Source organism: Ornithinibacillus gellani (assembly GCF_003730295.1).
GTDB lineage: Bacteria > Bacillota > Bacilli > Bacillales > Amphibacillaceae > Ornithinibacillus_A > Ornithinibacillus_A gellani.
This window is the reverse complement of the sequence record NZ_QTSZ01000029.1, coordinates 410447-427528: the sequence shown is the minus strand read 5'-3', so window position 1 is coordinate 427528 and position 17082 is coordinate 410447. Positions and strand designations below refer to the sequence as shown.

17 protein-coding genes are annotated in these 17082 nt (G+C 41.0%); 10 read left to right on the top strand and 7 right to left on the bottom strand.

The genetic code is table 11. The annotated features are described in order from the left end of the window. Nucleotides 1-3 precede the first annotated feature (3 nt). The gene (locus DX933_RS10025) at nucleotides 4-1044 is read left to right on the top strand and encodes a hypothetical protein (protein WP_123316291.1); all 1041 of its coding nucleotides are present in this window, start codon (nucleotides 4-6) and stop codon (nucleotides 1042-1044) included. 90 nt (nucleotides 1045-1134) lie between these two features. Here DX933_RS10025 and DX933_RS10020 read toward each other — a convergent pair whose 3' ends face one another. From DX933_RS10020 to DX933_RS10000, 5 genes are all read right to left on the bottom strand, one after another. Then, the gene (locus DX933_RS10020) at nucleotides 1135-1404 is read right to left on the bottom strand and encodes a hypothetical protein (protein ID WP_123316290.1); all 270 of its coding nucleotides are present in this window, start codon (nucleotides 1402-1404) and stop codon (nucleotides 1135-1137) included. A 41-nt stretch (nucleotides 1405-1445) separates the two neighbouring features. Continuing rightward, nucleotides 1446-4859, bottom strand: a complete 3414-nt coding sequence (locus DX933_RS10015; protein ID WP_123316289.1) for a beta-N-acetylglucosaminidase domain-containing protein — start codon at nucleotides 4857-4859, stop codon at nucleotides 1446-1448. A 454-nt stretch (nucleotides 4860-5313) separates the two neighbouring features. Continuing rightward, complete coding sequence (locus DX933_RS10010; RefSeq protein WP_145962273.1) at nucleotides 5314-5661, bottom strand: hypothetical protein; 348 nt, start codon at nucleotides 5659-5661, stop codon at nucleotides 5314-5316. Between the two features lie 99 nt (nucleotides 5662-5760). Then, nucleotides 5761-7434 (bottom strand): dihydroxy-acid dehydratase, encoded by a 1674-nt coding sequence (gene ilvD / locus DX933_RS10005; protein WP_123316287.1) that lies wholly within the window; start codon nucleotides 7432-7434, stop codon nucleotides 5761-5763. A 130-nt stretch (nucleotides 7435-7564) separates the two neighbouring features. Continuing rightward, complete coding sequence (locus DX933_RS10000; RefSeq protein ID WP_190279484.1) at nucleotides 7565-8239, bottom strand: FadR/GntR family transcriptional regulator; 675 nt, start codon at nucleotides 8237-8239, stop codon at nucleotides 7565-7567. Nucleotides 8240-8386: 147 nt separating this feature from the next. Between DX933_RS10000 and DX933_RS09995 the strand changes: the two genes are divergently transcribed. The 7 genes from DX933_RS09995 to DX933_RS09970 all read left to right on the top strand — a co-directional run bounded on the left by DX933_RS09995 (nucleotide 8387) and on the right by DX933_RS09970 (nucleotide 12346). Next, nucleotides 8387-8932, top strand: a complete 546-nt coding sequence (locus DX933_RS09995) for a DUF1697 domain-containing protein (RefSeq protein WP_123316285.1) — start codon at nucleotides 8387-8389, stop codon at nucleotides 8930-8932. Nucleotides 8933-8982: 50 nt separating this feature from the next. Next, the gene (locus DX933_RS09990) at nucleotides 8983-9840 is read left to right on the top strand and encodes an alpha/beta fold hydrolase (protein ID WP_123316284.1); all 858 of its coding nucleotides are present in this window, start codon (nucleotides 8983-8985) and stop codon (nucleotides 9838-9840) included. Between the two features lie 154 nt (nucleotides 9841-9994). Further along, nucleotides 9995-10414 carry a FosM family fosfomycin resistance protein gene (gene fosM / locus DX933_RS09985; protein ID WP_397316318.1) on the top strand — a complete coding sequence of 140 codons (420 nt, stop codon included), beginning with the start codon at nucleotides 9995-9997 and terminating at the stop codon, nucleotides 10412-10414. Nucleotides 10415-10444: 30 nt separating this feature from the next. Continuing rightward, nucleotides 10445-10912, top strand: a complete 468-nt coding sequence (locus DX933_RS09980; protein WP_123316282.1) for a hypothetical protein — start codon at nucleotides 10445-10447, stop codon at nucleotides 10910-10912. A 36-nt stretch (nucleotides 10913-10948) separates the two neighbouring features. Then, complete coding sequence (locus tag DX933_RS09975) at nucleotides 10949-11575, top strand: hypothetical protein (protein WP_123316281.1); 627 nt, start codon at nucleotides 10949-10951, stop codon at nucleotides 11573-11575. A gap of 145 nt (nucleotides 11576-11720) precedes the next feature. Continuing rightward, on the top strand, nucleotides 11721-11897 hold the full coding sequence (locus DX933_RS18460; protein ID WP_190279483.1) for a hypothetical protein: 177 nt from the start codon (nucleotides 11721-11723) through the stop codon (nucleotides 11895-11897). 74 nt (nucleotides 11898-11971) lie between these two features. Continuing rightward, the gene (locus DX933_RS09970) at nucleotides 11972-12346 is read left to right on the top strand and encodes an iron chaperone (protein WP_123316280.1); all 375 of its coding nucleotides are present in this window, start codon (nucleotides 11972-11974) and stop codon (nucleotides 12344-12346) included. Nucleotides 12347-13761: 1415 nt separating this feature from the next. On the opposite strand, the gene DX933_RS09965 is transcribed toward DX933_RS09970, so the two are convergent. Both DX933_RS09965 and DX933_RS09960 read right to left on the bottom strand, forming a co-directional pair. Next, the gene (locus DX933_RS09965; protein ID WP_123316279.1) at nucleotides 13762-14301 is read right to left on the bottom strand and encodes a phosphoribosyltransferase family protein; all 540 of its coding nucleotides are present in this window, start codon (nucleotides 14299-14301) and stop codon (nucleotides 13762-13764) included. Between the two features lie 21 nt (nucleotides 14302-14322). After that, on the bottom strand, nucleotides 14323-15393 hold the full coding sequence (locus tag DX933_RS09960; RefSeq protein WP_123316278.1) for a benzoate/H(+) symporter BenE family transporter: 1071 nt from the start codon (nucleotides 15391-15393) through the stop codon (nucleotides 14323-14325). Between the two features lie 435 nt (nucleotides 15394-15828). Between DX933_RS09960 and DX933_RS09955 the strand changes: the two genes are divergently transcribed. Continuing rightward, nucleotides 15829-16317 carry a DinB family protein gene (locus tag DX933_RS09955; RefSeq protein ID WP_123316277.1) on the top strand — a complete coding sequence of 163 codons (489 nt, stop codon included), beginning with the start codon at nucleotides 15829-15831 and terminating at the stop codon, nucleotides 16315-16317. Nucleotides 16318-16612: 295 nt separating this feature from the next. After that, complete coding sequence (locus DX933_RS09950) at nucleotides 16613-17077, top strand: NUDIX hydrolase (RefSeq protein WP_123316276.1); 465 nt, start codon at nucleotides 16613-16615, stop codon at nucleotides 17075-17077. The last annotated feature ends 5 nt before the right edge of the window (nucleotides 17078-17082 follow it).

Sequence of the window (17082 nt, the reverse complement as noted above, 5' to 3'; positions counted from 1 at the left end):
GAATTGCTATTAAAAGAGTGGTATGATTCCATTATTCTAAATTTTACCGTTAAAGCAGAACAAATCAAAAAGGAATTGGAAGCAATACCGCTTTTATATTTAGAGGAATTCTATCGTTCTTATATGCTGATTCTTACAAGATATTATTTATTAGCTAGGGAAGGGGACTTCGCACGCTCATTGATTCTTAAAATGGATAAATGGACAAATGTATCTCCTTATGAGATGAATATGCTACTGCATATAAAAGGTATCTATTGCTTGCACTTTGAACATGATTACTATAAAGCCATCACTCTATTAAAGGAAATAGATGTAAAAGTCTATCATAATCCCGAATATAATTATGATTTGGCTGTCGCCTATCATTCAATTAAAGCGCGGGTTTCATCCTATTATTATGCAAACAAGGCCTTGCAATTTTTCAAGGATGCGCGCTGTTTTTCCAGATTAATTGATACAGAGATGCTGATGCTCATCCAACTGGAACAGGATAATTTCCACGACCCAAAGGATGATGAATATAAAAGATTAATAGAAGTGGTAGATAATTATGGTTTAAATAAACAACGATCTCTCCTGCTGCATAATTATGGCTACCATCAATTAAGACGCGGATACTATGATGAAGCAGTTATCTTATATAAAAAAGCAATAAATACAAAGGAACCGAATACAACAGGCTATCTTGGCTCCTTAGAAGGATATTTAAATGCCTTAACTGCTCAAAAAAGCACATCACAGCAAGAACTTATTGCAATGGCCTTGAGAGGCCATACGATTGCAGGACAAATTAAAGACACGGTCCACGTTCATCTATTCCAATTGCATATGTATAAATTGCAAGAAAATAAACAGCGTTACCTACAATACTTAGAGAAGAAAGCATATCCCTATTTTTTGGACTCTGGCCATGAATTCCTAACGGAGCACTACAGCATGAAGCTATTTCATTATTATATGGAAAGAGAAGACATGCAAAAAGCCAACCAATACGCCAAATATTTCATGACGAAAACATTCACAGACGATGACTTCGTCTGAATGGCTGTAGCAGAAGCAGTGGCATGCCGATTGGGAGAAGTCGCATGCATCAAGAGGGAAGAAATCGGCGTGGGCCGATTTCAACATCATTCAAGAAGCCCGAACCTTAGAGCTCGTGCAAACTTGTGCGATGAACACTGAAAGTCGCGCGCCAACCGGGTGAAGTCGAGCAGTGAACGTAGGAAGTCGCGCACCAACCACCCCAATTGGCGCACCAACCACCCCAATTGGCGCACCAACCGGTCGAAGTCGAGCAGTGAACGCTGAAAGTCGCGCACCAACCACCCCAACTCGCGCGGCTCTAATGCGTAGATCCTTTAGGATAAGGGCGTAATCGGCGAACCGATTCCAACCAATCATAACAATCCCCTCCAGCACTAAGGCGGGAGGGGATTGTTTGGTTATTTCCAATCGTTTATGAGGTTGTCTGCATGGCGTATCAATGCGTTTGCTGCTTGTTCATCGATGTTGCCGTCTTTCTGGTATTTTTCAATTAATTGTTTCATACCATTCATGTGCTTTATCGCTTTGTTATAAGATTCGATTTTAACGAAATGATCAACGGATGTTAAATGAGTCTTCAGTAAGCGAACTGTAGACTGATCCACCAATCCTTCATCTGCATATTGATCAATTAATTGCTTCATACCTTGAATGGTTGATTCGACATTATCCATGTCATCTACTTGATCGACTTTTACCTCGTAGATAGTAGGGGCATTTCCTTCCTCCCATTCTATTTTTATATCTAGAATTGGCGCTGTATCTACTAAGTCAAAGAAGTTATAGCCAGCTTCTACCGTTCCGATTTCTTGCCAGCCTTGTGTGGTTCTGACAGAGATTTTGCTATTGGAAACATTTGCTGGGTCTTCCAAAATGGTCAGTCCAGTAATATCTTTTCCGGCTTCCCCAACATGGTATAAAATTTCACCAGCTTGGTTATGATCTGGTTTAAATTTAGTATCTAGTTTTCCATCAGCAATGTTATCTACGCTATTTCCTTTGCTGACATCCACTGTTGTGGTAATGGTTGGGTCATTAACCTCTGGGAAATATGCTCCATCATTGATTTGAATCTCTTGCATACGCAACCAGTTGCCTACACCCTGCTTCGTTCTTGTCACGCGGAAACGTAGATATTTCGCTTCCTGATTGATATCAGTAGTCTCTGTAGAACGGTATTCGCCTTCTTCTTCCGTGAAGAGATCTTCTACGGCATCCTGATTATCTGCCTCGCCTTCATTTGGTCCATCTTGATTTCCAATAGTCATGGCGGTATGCCACTCTTTACCGTCTAAGGAGGATTCGATGACGGCATGACGTGGAAAATCTTTTTCGTTTTTTAAGACATAAACTTTTAAGCTATCGATGTCAATGATTTGTCCAAGGTCATACGTGATAAATTGTCCTTCTTTTTGTGAATCTGCAAACCACGTATGGGACTCCAAATTCCCGTCCAATAGATTTAATGCATCAGATTCATGTAGCTCAATGTTTTTCTCAACTAGGGAGACTGGTTTTACTTCATACGATTTTACTTCGAACGTATCCAATTGGAAATGAATTGGTTTATTGGTGTGATTGATCAAACGAACATATCTGGCATTCTCTGGATTTTCTGCGTCAGCTACTGGTTCCCATTCGATGCCATTTAAGGATGTTTCAAGCTTTATTCCGTCTGCCACGGTTGCTTCGATGCTGGATAAATCCTTGATTCGGCTAAGCTTTAAACCGACATATTCATTTCTGTCCAGTTTGATTCGCTGTGAATCATCGATGGATGTAGCATCTATTGTTTCAGTAATAGACAGTTCTTGATAGTCATCATTATTGGTAAATACTTCTGCAGTTGATTCAGTAACATCAATTTCTAATAGTTTTTTCATGTGTTCTGTTACTTTTTTCTGTAGCTCATCTGTGAAAGGTTGTAATCTCTTTCCAGCAGGCTTAGCTTTTACAGCACTTTCACCCTCCAGCATTGGACGGTTATAATTCAAGCTCTGTTTTCTTAAATCAGCTGCTTGATTAATCGCGTTCCAAGCAGTTGCTTTTTCCCCATTTTCAATGGCGAGATCTGCTTTAATGAATTGCTTGCCTGCAAGTACCATATCACGTAGAGCGTTGACAAATGGCTCTAGTTCTTCTTTTAAATTTTCATTTTTTGACTTTGCCATGAAATCGTCGCCTGCATCAGCAATCTTCTGCAGTTCTTCCATTAGCGCTGGACCAACCTCTTGAATGGATTGTTCCTGATCCAGATTGGATAAAACTTGATCAAGCAATTCTTTGATATCTTCACTTTCGTCAGCTGGCATTCCGACTGAAGGATCTGCATGTGCCATATGTTTTGCCAATGTGAAAAATGCTTCCGGCGCATCGGGCTCGATATATTTCATGCTATCTTCCCAGCTTTTTTCTGCAGCAAAATCCTCTGTATTCCACGTGTAGTCAGCGACAGCAAAGATAGATACTTTAGAGGCCTCTGCTTCCTGCATCGGATTGGTAACTACACCGGCAAGGTTTTCGATACCTGGTTCCAGCATATCCCCTTTTCCAAGGAATACGCGTGTCATATCTACATCATTCACTGGCCAGTTTAGCCAGAAAAGTGGGTCACGACGTTCGACACCGTTATTGTCACGATGTTTAAAACGATCAATAGTATATTGCTCAACTGGAGCGACTGTTGTTTCCCCAGTCCAGAGAATATGAATATTGTCTGCAAAATGTTTTTCGAGTTTATTTAGCTCTTTACCGCCATCCCAAGCCCAGCCGGAATTGTAAGCGGCAGGAGTGTAAAGTGTGTCTCTGACGTCTCCTTTTTCCTCGGCCCATTCGGAAACTGCATCCATTAACCCAACAACATAGTCGAGCGGGAGGGCACCAACATCATCACCAAGCACTCCAAACTGTCTCACACCTGCATCATATAGTTGGTCAAATTTATGAAGCATTTTTTCAGTGTTTTCTTCCAATAATTCCATTGCAGCCTCGTCACCTTCTCTTTGAGCGAGTGCCGCAACCTCACCTAGTGGCGAAATCGTCCAGACGAAATGTGTTTTGTTTTCACTACCGACTCTTGCCATATCACTGATTTCTTCTAATTCTTCAGCTGGATATGGTTCTTCCCATTTTTCTCTATGGTACGGATCATCTTTCGGTGCGAAAATATAAGAGGTTGTCTTAAATTGTCCACCGAATTTCATCAAGGATTTTCGGTCATCATTACTCCAAGGAATACCGTAAAATCCTTCGATGAAACCACGAATTTTTGTATTCGCATAATCTTTGATCGTCAAATTTTTGATCGTATCATCGCTCTGATTCAGAATGCCTTCCAATGAAACCAGTCCGTAAAAAGCAGCATCTGTATCTTTTCCAATGACAGAAATGGAATCGCTGTCAATTTTAAGCTGGTAAGCATCGATTTTACTGAAATCCATATCCTCGTCAAGTTCAACCTGTTGACTAGCATTTCCATTTGAACCTTCTGTACCAACAAAAATATTAATTTTATCAGTAGATGGTTCATCGGCTACTTCAGGTTCCGGCAAATTATTATTTTCAAATATACGGGAAACTTTATCCTTTGTTACTTCATCAATTGTTTCATCATAAATCACTTGGAAATCCTGTTTTAGTGAAAGTTCACCATCCCCATATTCCAAATGATGGGGGAGCGGATAAATTTCATATTTATCCGTTTCAGAGCTTTTGCTACTTTCAGCATTTGCTGAGGAAACGAGCGGATTAGATACAAGGCTGACAAGTAAAACGGTGATAATAGGTAAATAAATGAATCGTTGCTTCTTCAATATACTTGCTCCTCTCTTGATTCTAAATTTGTAAATTCAATTCAAGATAAAAATGAATTTGCTTGTCTTCATCACCTCCTTAAATAGTTGAATTAACCAAAGTTAATGTGGGAGATAGCCGTATAAAAATAAAAAGCATAACAAAAAAATGCACAGGAAAATCATCCTTCGATTGCACTTTCTCATTATGCCTGATCTAATCAGTCACATATGAACGATATGAAATTTATCTGTCAATTTACTGTTAGTATAATAGATTTTTGTTGAAATGTATCGAATGATGTCGTTTTTTCTTAAAATGAAGATAAAGTAATAGTCTATTTGTCTTAAATTTCATCTTGGTCTGGTACGAATAACCTGTATTTATTTTTCGATGGGGCGGAAGTGGTGAATTGGGTTTTAATGAAAGATGTTCTAATCAATTGGATAGGGATGAAATTGGCAGCTGCCAATTTCAACATAATATGAAGTCCTTGATTTCGCATGTTATGTAATGTTGCGCGCCGACCAGCCCAACTCGAGCGCCACTGTCGCAAAGTCGAGCGCCAACCAGCCCAACTCGAGCATCACCGCCGCAAAGTCGAGCGCCAACCAGCCCAACTCGAGCATCACCGCCGCAAAGTCGAGCACCAACCAGCCCAACTCGCGCGCCACTGCCGCAAAGTCGAGCGCCAACCATCCCAACTCGCGCGCCACTGCCGCAAAGTCGAGCGCCAACCACCCCAACTCGCGCGCCACCGATGCAAAGTCGAGCGCCAACCATCCCAACTCGCGCGCCACCGCCGCAAGGTTGCGCGTCCACCTGCCCTTATTTAATCAGGATGGAATCGGCTCGCCGATTCCAACAGCATAACAACAGCCGTTTGGATTTCAAACGGCTGTTGATACGTTTTTTATTAAATTAGATGCTCATGACTCCGCCTTTGGAGGCGTTTGTGACGAGTTTGGAGTATCGGCCTAGCCAGCCGTGTTTGATTTTTGGTTCAAATGGCTGCAATGATTTTCTTCTTTCATTCAATACTTCATCGGATACGTTGACGTTTAGTGTTCTATTTGGCAGGTCGATGACGATGATGTCACCATTTTCGATTAAAGCGATTGGACCGCCTTCTGCAGCTTCGGGTGAGATATGTCCGATGGAGATGCCGCGTGAAGCGCCGGAAAAACGTCCGTCTGTTAGTAATGCTACTGTGCTTCCCAGGCCACGTCCCATAATGGCGGAGGTGGGGGCGAGCATTTCTGGCATGCCTGGTCCGCCTTTTGGTCCTTCATATCGAATAACGACGACATGACCTGCTTTTACAGCGCCATTGTCGATGGCAGCTTGGGCTTCTTCTTGTGATTCGAAAACGACAGCTTCTCCTTCGAACACTTTAATGGTTGGATCGACCGCTCCTACCTTAATAACAGCGCCTTCTGGGGCAATGTTTCCATATAAAATGGAGAGGCCGCCAACCGGGCTGTATGGATTATCTTTCGTACGAATGACCTGCTCATTCGTAATTTCATGTCCGCTGACCAGTTCACCCATCGTTTGTCCGGTAATGGTTAATCGTTCCGGATGAATGGCATTTGGAATTTTGGTCAGCTCATTGATAATTGCTGTGACACCACCAGCTTTGTTAATATCGTCCATCGAGATGTCGGAAGCAGGCATGATTTTTGCAAGATAGGGAACACGGGCTGCAACCTTGTTAATATCCGCTAGATTATAATCGATACCAGCTTCATTTGCGATGGCCAACGTATGTAGAACTGTGTTTGTCGAGCCACCCATGGCCATATCAAGGGCAAATGCATCGTCAATGGCATCTTTTGTAATGATGTCACGTGGTTTTACATCTTCTTCAATCATGCGAACGAGATGTTTGGCAGCTTCTTTGATTAATTCCTTCCGTTTTTCGCTCGTTGCAACGATGGATCCGTTACCTGGCAATGCTACACCTAGCATTTCCATAAGGCAGTTCATGGAATTTGCTGTGAACATACCAGAGCAAGAGCCACAGGTTGGACAGGCATTGTTTTCAATATCAGTCAGTTCTGATGCGGACATGTTGCCGGATTTATATGCTCCGACACCCTCGAAAACAGAGGTGAGGGAAATTTGTTTTCCGCTCGCACTAATACCGGCTTCCATTGGTCCACCAGATACAAATACAGAAGGGACATTCGTTCTAGCAGCTGCCATCAGCATGCCAGGCGTAATTTTGTCACAGTTTGGAATGTAAAACACACCGTCAAACCAGTGGGCATTAATGACGGTTTCTGCACTGTCGGCGATTAATTCGCGGCTTGGTAAGGAATAGCGCATACCGATATGTCCCATGGCAATCCCATCATCCACACCAATTGTGTTAAATTCAAACGGAATCCCACCAGCTTCAATGATTGCTTCTTTGACGACATCTGCAAATTCACGTAAATGAACATGGCCGGGAATAATATCAATGTATGAATTACAAACGCCAATAAATGGTTTTTCTAAATCCTTTGCTTTTACCTTCCCAGTAGCATATAAAAGACTACGGTGGGGAGCACGGTCAATCCCAATTTTAATTGTGTCACTTCTTCTCATCTGAACACACCCTTATGTTTTTTCTATTTTATCTATATTAAAACGCATGTTGTCTGCTGTCAATAGGGTTGTATGATGTCATTGGAAATAAAATAAGCATCTTCAATCTTGAGATGCCTAAAACAATGGATTATTCGATTCCCAATTCGTGCATGGCGTGCAAAATATGAATTTTCATTGCACTTCTCGCGCCTTCTGGATCACGGTTTTTCATGAAATTCATAATCAATTTATGGTCATTAATGGTATCTTTGATGGCTAATTCTTTTTGCTCGGATAAAATTACGCCTTTATCGATGGCCTGGTAGAGAACAGGCATTAATTTTTCCATGAATGCATTGTGGGTTGCCCTGACAATGGATTGATGGAATTGCTGTTCGACAGTTGTCCGATCCTCGTTGCGGGCGATTTTGTGTTCAATTTGTAAGCCATAATCGAGAATTCGTTTCAGCTCTGTTTCGCTCGCTCGGATGGTTGCATAATAGGCAGCTTCCGGTTCAAAAATCAATCGCATTTCATATAAATCTTTCGCATTGATTTTGGCCTCTGCCAAAAAACCGAGCGATTCGATATTGTCTACATCCACATCTGCTTTTACATAAGTGCCCTTGCCTCGACGAATTTCTACAATGCCATTCGTTACCAGAATCCGAATGGCTTCACGTAGTGTGGTCCGACTTATTTGCAGTTCTTCGGAAAATTCATTTTCATTTGGCAGCTTATCACCAGGTTGAAATCTTTTTTCAATCGCAATCATAGACATAATGTCATCTACGACATGATCAGATAGCCTTTTTTGAGACATTAACAATCACCCGTTATCTGTTTTTTATCAAGTATAGCATATTCATCTAGGGGATTTTTCTGGAGGGAGAGGAAGGTTTTGTAAATCATGATGGAATCCTGCTGGGATATAAGGCTATAATGAATGCAATAGAGTGGAGGGATGGTCATGTTATATGTTGCACTGTTACGTGGAATAAACGTAGGCGGTAAAAATAAGATTGCCATGAAATCGCTTATACAAACCTTTGAAAACGCTGGTATGGATGATGTTGTGACGTACATCAATACAGGAAATATTATTTTTTCTTGTGGAGAACAATCGAAAAAGGAATTAACGCAACAGTTGGAGGCTGCCATTCACCGTGATTTCGGATTAGCTATCAAAGTGGTTGTTCGAAGCATGGAAGAAATAGAACATATCATTACTGCTATTCCAGATTCATGGAAAAATGATCAGGAAATGAAAAGTGATGTCATGTTTCTGTGGGATGAAATCAATGACGCAACAATCTTAGACGAGCTGATCATCCAACCTGGAATTGATAAGGTGCAATATGTACCAGGTGCCATTTTATGGTCGGTAAGCAAAAAACAGGTGACAAAAAGCGGTATGTCAAAAATCATCGGAACGAAAATATATAAACAAGTTACGATTAGAAACGTCAATACAGCGCGAAAAATTTTTGATTTAATGCTGGCACAGCGAGGATAGTATACAACGGTTCATAGAAAAGCTTGCGAGCTGGAATGGGGAAGATGATGATGCATGGAATTAAAGGCAGTTTTTCTTTTGAGGGGGATGAGTTAGAATATACGATTGCGGGGAAAGGACAGCCAATTCTAGTGCTGCACGGAGGCCATTCCAATTGCTACGAAACATTTGGGTATGTTCCACTTATACAAAATGGTTTTATGCTGATCACCCCATCACGGCCAGGCTATGGAGAAACATCTGCAGCAATTGGCGACAGCTTGGCTAAAGCATGCCGTGCTTATGTGCAATTGATAAAACATTTACGGCTAAAAAAGGTGCATATTCTTGCAATTTCAGCAGGAGGACCAAGTGGACTTTATTTCGCATCTCATTATCCAGAGCATGTAAACACATTGACATTGCAAAGCGCTGTTACGAAAGTGTGGCACATGCCACAAGACAATATTTACCGCATTGCCCGGGTAATATTTCATCCCTATACAGAAAAATACACTTGGAAGCTGATGGCAGGCATGAGCAATCTTTTTCCAGCATGGACGTTTCGGCTGATGGTATCATCATTTAGCAGCCTCACCTTCAAGCAAATAAAACCGCTGCTAGGAGAGACGGACATAGATGACGTACGTAAAATGAATCACCGTCAGCGATCCGGTGCCGGCTTTTTAATCGATTTATCACAAACAAAGGATATCAAATCCAAAGATGTTATGAATATTAGTGTCCCAACATTGATTATGCATAGCAAATACGATGGAGCAGTGCCATTCGAACATGCCGATGAGGCACATCAGCTCATTCGGGAGTCAAGGCTTTGCGTCCTTGATTCCTGGGGACACCTAATCTGGCTTGGTAAAGAAGCTTCCGCTGTTCAAGAACAGTTGTTAGGGTTTTTGAACAATCGGTAATGGTTATTGTTTTATATTTGGAGTGAGCCGTTTCGTTTCAGGTGGAGCGGCTTTTCTATTAGAAAAATACGGTTTCGATTTTCCGCTATATATGTTACGCTTAAGATTGATTAGATTGACTTTTCAGTTAAATATCCTTGAGGTGAATCATTTGATGATCAAAGGTTTGAATCATTTTTTGTTTTCTGTTTCGGATTTGGACAAATCCATTCCATTTTATCAGGATGTTTTTGGGGCAAAGCTGCTTGTAAGGGGGAAGAGCACAGCTTATTTTGATTTGAACGGTATGTGGCTGGCTCTTAACTTGGAGAAAAATATTCCACGCAATGAAATTCATCAATCTTATACACATATTGCCTTTACGATTGAGGGAGCAACATTTGATCACGTCTATGAAAAACTAAAACGGCTGGGTGTCCATATATTAACCGGACGCCCTCGCCATGAACGGGATAAGAAATCCATATATTTTACTGATCCAGACGGCCATAAATTTGAATTTCACACCGGAACACTTCAGGATAGATTAGAATTCTATAAACAAGAAAAGCAGCATATGAAGTTTTACGAGTAACTTTCATTACATGTGAAAAGGGGTGCGGAAATGCGAGTAGTATTGGAATCTTTAAGATTTACAGCGATTGTTTTTCTATTTTTCACCTTGATCGCTGGCATGTTATACCTGGTTTTGATACATGCCGATGTGAATCCAGACAAATATGACTGGGCTTTGGTATTTGTTGCTGGTATGTTTGGCATTGCGCTTTATCGTTATAAAGGCTGGGGAAAAGTGTTTGATAAAAAAGTTTTATGGACAACGCTCTTATTCAGCCTATTGATGCTTGTCATTCTTCCTAATGTAGGGCCAACACAGCTGTATGAATCTAAAGCAGCCTATTCCTATGGTTTTCCATTTCATTTTTTGACGTTATATGTGGAGCATGGGAGTCCATTTCTTATTCCAAATCTATTGTCTGGTGGTTTATCTGGTTGGTCAATGAATGTTGGATTCTTGTTTAATTTTCTTATCCTATATTTTTTATGCAGGTTTATCTTGGAAAAACGCCGTTAACACATGCTTGATGGATTTTCGTAAGGGGAAGATGGTATGTCTGAAGTGCTATTAACAATCTGTGGGTTCCTTGGTTTCATCGCTATTGTAACCCTAATTGCTGTCATGAGACGGCGGTTTCCGCTTTTTGATAAGCTATTTAGCTTGTGTATCAAGCTATTTATCGTCTTATTTGTGATTGTGATGACGGCTTTCATTATTTTTGCGTATTCCTTTCTCGGAATGATTGTGATTACGATCGATTACTTTTTCCTGTCTGAACATCATTTTCTATATGCTGGTGAACCGGTTAGCGCATTGACGGATGAACTGTCGGTGGTTAAGTTTTCGGTGACGTTTGGAATATTATATTATCTCAGCTATGTGGGAAGCAGTATCTTGTTTCTTTTTCTTCGCGTACATGTTTGGGTTTATAAGGGACTGGTTTTTATTACGACTAGTTTATCAATCGTTTTTGTATATCCGCTTGTAATGCCCATGATTTTCCCGCAAGCTTATGTATCTCCAAAGGGTGGACTGCTTTTGATTGGCGTAGTGATTCTGATTTTTATAAAACAAATCATTCGCAAAGAATTAAGAGAGATGGAGCGCTTCTCCCGCAGTGAGGATTATTTCTTTCGAAGAATTATCCCCTGGATTCGGACAGGCAGACAACCAGATTAATTGGTCTGCTAGTATGATATTTGGCATCTGTCATGCGGTGTTTTTTAAGGAAATCCAGCTTCAATCGTTGTATAATGAATGTAAGTGCTTACTTGTGAATGCGATCATCTTGATGTTGGTTGTAAATCGGTGAAGGGGCGCTACGATGAATCCTCGAAAAATGCTCTATTTGGCTAGTTTATTTCTGGAGTTTTTTGTCATAGGTGGAGCAATATTATTTTCGACAGCCTTATCTCTGTTGGCTAAGATTACTTTATTTATTGTCATCGTTCTGCTGACTCATCATCTGAAAGATAGGATACATTCAACGTTTGCTGGATAAGGTAGTTTCATTCCTTGTAGGCTTGGGAGTTTGCAAAATAAAAAGAGATAATTGATTGGAAGGGGCGCAATGAGATGGAGACATTTGAAAGTTATTTATTTAGTATTATTAATCCTGAATATCGTAGTCGTATGCGGGATGTTTTGGAATGGGTAATTGATACATATCCTAATCTGGAACCACTAATGAAGTGGGACAAGCCGATGTTCGCGGACCATGGCACGTTTATCATTGGTTTTTCTGTAGCCAAGCATCATATTAGTATTTCTCCTGAGGCAGCAGGTATTGCCCAATTTACGGATGATTTAGACGCGGTGGGATATACATACACAGATGGATTATTTCGTATCCGCTGGAATAAGCCAGTCCACTATGATCTATTGAAAAAAATGATTGACTTTAACATAGAAGACAAAGCGGATTTTACGAAGTTCTGGCGCGAGGAGTAGCATCGTTTACTTTTTAAGGGAATTTGGTATACTATAAATAGAAGATCATACAATAAAAGCGTAGACGCCTAAACGTCTACGCTACAATAGACTGTACCCCAACAAGAGGGGCAGCGCGGGATCAAAATAACCCCTTACGCCGGCAAGCATAAGAGGGGTTATTTTTTATGGTCGGACATAATAAACGCAATGAGCATCCCAAAGGATATCATCAGCGTCAATACACTCGCAATGTCCATAGGCAACACCCCCTTTCTTGGACAAGGCCAAAAAAGGTTAACGGTGCGCCACCCCTCATGCGAAGCTAGTCTATTGTTACAGCCATTATAACATGACGCAAGAATGATTTGGCAAAAGCATTTTACTTAAAGCTGATGTACCCGAAGCAGGATATGCGATTGTAGGAAATCAAAAAAATTTAGGGGACATTTATGCGAAAAATTGGCTGGGGTGGGCTAGAAATACGTCTCGGCTGGCCACGCGAGTGAAAAAATCTAGTCGAGTGGGCTGAAAATTCGCCTCGCCGTCCTGGTGAGTGGAAAAATGGGTTGGGATGGACTGGAAACTCGCCTCGTCGTCTTTGTGAGTGAAAAAATCTAGTGGAGTGGGCTGAAAATTCGCCTCGTCGTCCTCGCGAGTGAAAAAATGGATTGTGGTGGTCTAGAAATTCGCTTCGGGAACGCCGCGAGTTTAAAAAATGGGTTGAGAAGGGTGAAAATTCGCCTCGCCGGTCTCGCGAGTGGAAAAATGGGTTGTGGTGGTCTAGAAATTCGCTTCGCCGGTCTCGCGAGTGCAAAAATTTGATGAGATGAGTAGGAAATTCGCCTCGACGTCCTCGCGAGTGAAAAATCAGTTTCAGGAATTAAAGGAAATCTTGGCAAAAGGTAAACTGTCAAAAAATCCACCGATAACAATGGAAAATTAAACGAAAGAGCTCGAACCGTCAAAAAATCCCCAGATAACTATTGAAAATTAAACGAAAGAGCCCGAACTGTCAAAAAATCCACTGATCACAATGAAAAATTAAACGAAAGAGCTTGAACGATAAAAAAAAAGCGCGGGCTCGATGGATTCAAGCTGCGCGCTGTGTATTTTTGCTTATTACTCATTTATCACAGATTAACTGGCTGTAAGCCCCCCACATCAAGAATTGTTGTTGATAACAAGAATTGTAAGTGGGGGTCAACAGCCAGTAAAGGCCTGATTGGTTCAACTAACAATCAGTGGGGAAGAGCAAAAACCCCCACTGATTGAAGTTTCACTTTATCACAGATTAACTGGCTGCAAGCCCCCCGCATCAAGAATTGTTGTTGATAACAAGAATTGTAAGTGGGGGGCCAACAGCCAGTAATGGCCTGATTGGTTCAACTAACAATCAGTGGGGGGAAGTACGAAGATTCCCACTGATTGAAGTTTTACTTTATAAAGATTGGTAATTTTTCTAAAAAGATGATGTCATCACGTTCTGCAGCGTCACCTTCTGCTAGAATTGCCGCTTTTGCTACGACGTTCCCGCCGGCTTTTACAACTAATTCTTCCAATGCGTGGATGGATTCGCCTGTGCTGATAACGTCATCAACCAATGCTACTCTTTTACCTTCAATCAAAGGAATATCCGACTGATCCAAGCATAAAATTTGTGGTGTTGCAGTTGTAATGGAGTGTACCTTGTGCACGATAGGATTCTCCATATAGCTTTTAACGCTTTTTCTTGCGACGACATAACGATCGTTTTGGAGAATTTTTGATACCTCATGTACAAAAGGGATTCCTTTTGCTTCTGCTGTAACAAGCATGTCCACTTCTGGCAGCAGCTCTGCTAGTTTAGGTGCGGCAGCTGTAACAAGTGCTGTGTCGCCTAAAACAACGAAACTTGCGATTTTTACTTGTTCATTAATTGCGATGATAGGCAGTTGTCTTGTCACGCCTGCCACTTTTAGTTCATATGTTTCCATAAAAAATAGCCTCCTGCTTCCTTAAATTCCAAAAATACTTAATAGCCATTGTAAAACAACACCAGCAACCATCCCTAAAAATGGATCAGAAATGGCAGTTACAGCCATGGTGATTCCACCGGTTAATCTAGCGTCCATACCGCCGGAAGTAAGTGCTGCAGCAGCATTATCTGGTAGAGTTACAATTGCACCAAGAACGAATAAGAAACCTACAATGGATGCGCTTGGCACATATTTTCCAATTTTCTTCAGCAATTTAAAAAATAATATAAATGCCATAATAAGCATCATAATAATACCCGATAATAAAGCGTGCGGTGCGCCTGACGTTGCCGAGATAATGATTTCCACAGGACCACCACCAAAGATAGCAGATCCCATATCGGCTAAGGAGCTAATAATAGTTATCGTATCAATATTAACATTGGTATTCGCGATTTCGCCATTGATTTTTCCAAACGCAATGTTGGCACCGATATTTAAACAAACCATTGCAAGTGCGCCACGAATAATCGTTGGATTTAGGATTAATTTTTGCAATTTAAATTTATCCTCTACCACATGCGCCTCTGCACCTGGTTGATCCTTTTTGAAAAATAAATGTAAAACACTCGATATAATAACGGAAATGGTTATGGTGTATACAAGATCCTTCGTGATGATGTACGTAAAAACGGCGGTTATAAAGGAAGAAATCCCGGCAATCTTTTCCGTTTTCGCCATATCCCATGCGACCTTTGCCAGCATTAATCCAACACCGGCCATCATACCATTAGTAATGACGGGACCAATCCAGTCGATGATTCTTTCAAGCAAGCCAAAAACACCAATTAATAGCATGATTAATGCACCAAAGAAAATCATCGAAATACGTTCTCGAATATTTTTTCCCATCGTACCTGCTACGGTGATGGTCTCTGCTTGGAAGGATATTACTGCAACATTACTCGTTACAGCATTTCCGAACGCGCCAATGATGAAGGCAATGGCAGTCGGTACGGAAGCAAATCCAAACGTCATTGCAAGTAAACCTTGGGGTAATCCATTCAGAACCCCACTAATTGCGGCAAGTATGTCCTTTAAAAATTCCATTCATTTGCTCCTTTTCATGTAGAATCTACTGCCATATCATTTATCATAAATCAACAGCCAGTAAAGGCCTGATTCGTTCAACTAACAATCAGTGGAGGAAGTGCGAAAACCCCCACTGATTGAAGTCTCACTTTATGAAAATACACGAACAATAATAACATAATGATAAACATCGTTCAATATTTGGAGTGGAATTATATGTTATTTGATTTATTTCGTATAAAACACGCTTAAACACGAACAATCAATAAAAAACAATTGGTTGTGGAACTCGGGCGGGAATGGAAGTGTTTTCATGTCTTATTGTTTGCCATTCAACTCGTTATTATAAAAACTGCCAGTATTTTTAAACCTTTTTGCAAAGTGAAATGGATGAAACATGATACAATGGTGGGGCAAGCGTTATGAATTCAAATATTCAAAGGAGGACATGCGATGTTTGCAACAGTCAATGATTTTGTAAATGAATGGAAACAGGAAGCAGCCCTTACGCAAAAACTTTTGAACGTGCTGACAGATGAATCGTTGAATCAGGAAGTTTCTCCAGGGTTATACAGCATTGGCAGCCTATCTTGGCATCTAGCAGGATCGGTTTATTATTTCCCATTACAGGTTGGTGTGACGTTTGAAGTGCCAGACCTGCAAAAGGATGCACCAAAATCAGCAAAAGAAATTAGCGAAACGTATAAAATAGTAAGTGAACGATTAGTAGATGCGGTAACCGAACAAGTCGCTGATGAAAAAATGAAAGAAATGGTGAATCTATTTGGCATGGACATGCCTATGCAAGGTGTTTTCCGCTTGCTAATCCAACACCAAGCACATCATCGAGGACAATTATCTGTTCTTATGCGTCAAGCAAACTTGAAAGTTCCTGGCGTGTACGGACCAAGTAAAGAAGAATCAGAAGCAATGAATCAATAAGAAAACCGGCTGCGGCCGGTTTTTTGTTTAGGTATTCTACAAATTCGCTTGGAAAAGAAGGAGTCGGCGAGCCGATTCCAGCAACATTATTTTATGTTATCGGATTTAGGAGGATGTATGGGGTCGTGCATGGAAAAACTGAACTCGCGCGCCAGCCATCCAAACTCGTGCACCACACCCCCAACAATGTCACAGCCAGACGTTGCTATCCTACTTCAAGTTAAATTTCAATAAAGGGTTAAGGGTTTTTTTGTCGAATTCTAATTATAAAGGAATAAATAAAGGGGGTGTATGATTGGATATCAAGCATCCGAAGCATATTATTGCTGTATCGGCATTTGTTACGAATAAACAGGGGGAAGTATTATTAGTGAAAACGCATTGGCGCTCAGATACCTGGGAGTCGCCAGGTGGTCAGGTGGAAGAGGGAGAGGCCCTTGACGACGCTGTGAGTAGAGAAGTATTAGAGGAAACGGGGATTGTGATCAAGCCATTAGGAATTACTGGTATCTACTATAATGCTACCAGTGAAATTTTATCCGTTGTATTTCGAGCTGCGTATGAGTGTGGTGACTTATGCACTCAGCCGGAAGAGATTAAAGAGGCAAAATTTATAAGCATAACCGAAGAAAATATCGGTACATATATTACGCGTCCAAATATGCAGTCACGAACTCTGGATGCGATGCGTGCGAGCAGCTATATTCCTTATGAAACATGGGAAACAAAGCCATATGTGCTGAAGGGTCGATTGGATTGATGAAA

Coding starts and splice junctions, on each gene's coding strand:
- DX933_RS10020 (WP_123316290.1), bottom strand. CDS start 1,404: ATGATTGGTTGGAATCGGTTCGCCGATTACGCCCTTATCCTAAAGGAT.
- DX933_RS09975 (WP_123316281.1), top strand. CDS start 10,949: ATGTCTGAAGTGCTATTAACAATCTGTGGGTTCCTTGGTTTCATCGCT.
- DX933_RS09990 (WP_123316284.1), top strand. CDS start 8,983: ATGCATGGAATTAAAGGCAGTTTTTCTTTTGAGGGGGATGAGTTAGAA.
- fosM (WP_397316318.1), top strand. CDS start 9,995: ATGATCAAAGGTTTGAATCATTTTTTGTTTTCTGTTTCGGATTTGGAC.
- DX933_RS09960 (WP_123316278.1), bottom strand. CDS start 15,393: ATGGAATTTTTAAAGGACATACTTGCCGCAATTAGTGGGGTTCTGAAT.
- ilvD (WP_123316287.1), bottom strand. CDS start 7,434: ATGAGAAGAAGTGACACAATTAAAATTGGGATTGACCGTGCTCCCCAC.
- DX933_RS09970 (WP_123316280.1), top strand. CDS start 11,972: ATGGAGACATTTGAAAGTTATTTATTTAGTATTATTAATCCTGAATAT.
- DX933_RS18460 (WP_190279483.1), top strand. CDS start 11,721: ATGAATCCTCGAAAAATGCTCTATTTGGCTAGTTTATTTCTGGAGTTT.
- DX933_RS09980 (WP_123316282.1), top strand. CDS start 10,445: ATGCGAGTAGTATTGGAATCTTTAAGATTTACAGCGATTGTTTTTCTA.
- DX933_RS09965 (WP_123316279.1), bottom strand. CDS start 14,301: ATGGAAACATATGAACTAAAAGTGGCAGGCGTGACAAGACAACTGCCT.
- DX933_RS09995 (WP_123316285.1), top strand. CDS start 8,387: ATGTTATATGTTGCACTGTTACGTGGAATAAACGTAGGCGGTAAAAAT.
- DX933_RS10000 (WP_190279484.1), bottom strand. CDS start 8,239: ATGTCTCAAAAAAGGCTATCTGATCATGTCGTAGATGACATTATGTCT.
- DX933_RS09955 (WP_123316277.1), top strand. CDS start 15,829: ATGTTTGCAACAGTCAATGATTTTGTAAATGAATGGAAACAGGAAGCA.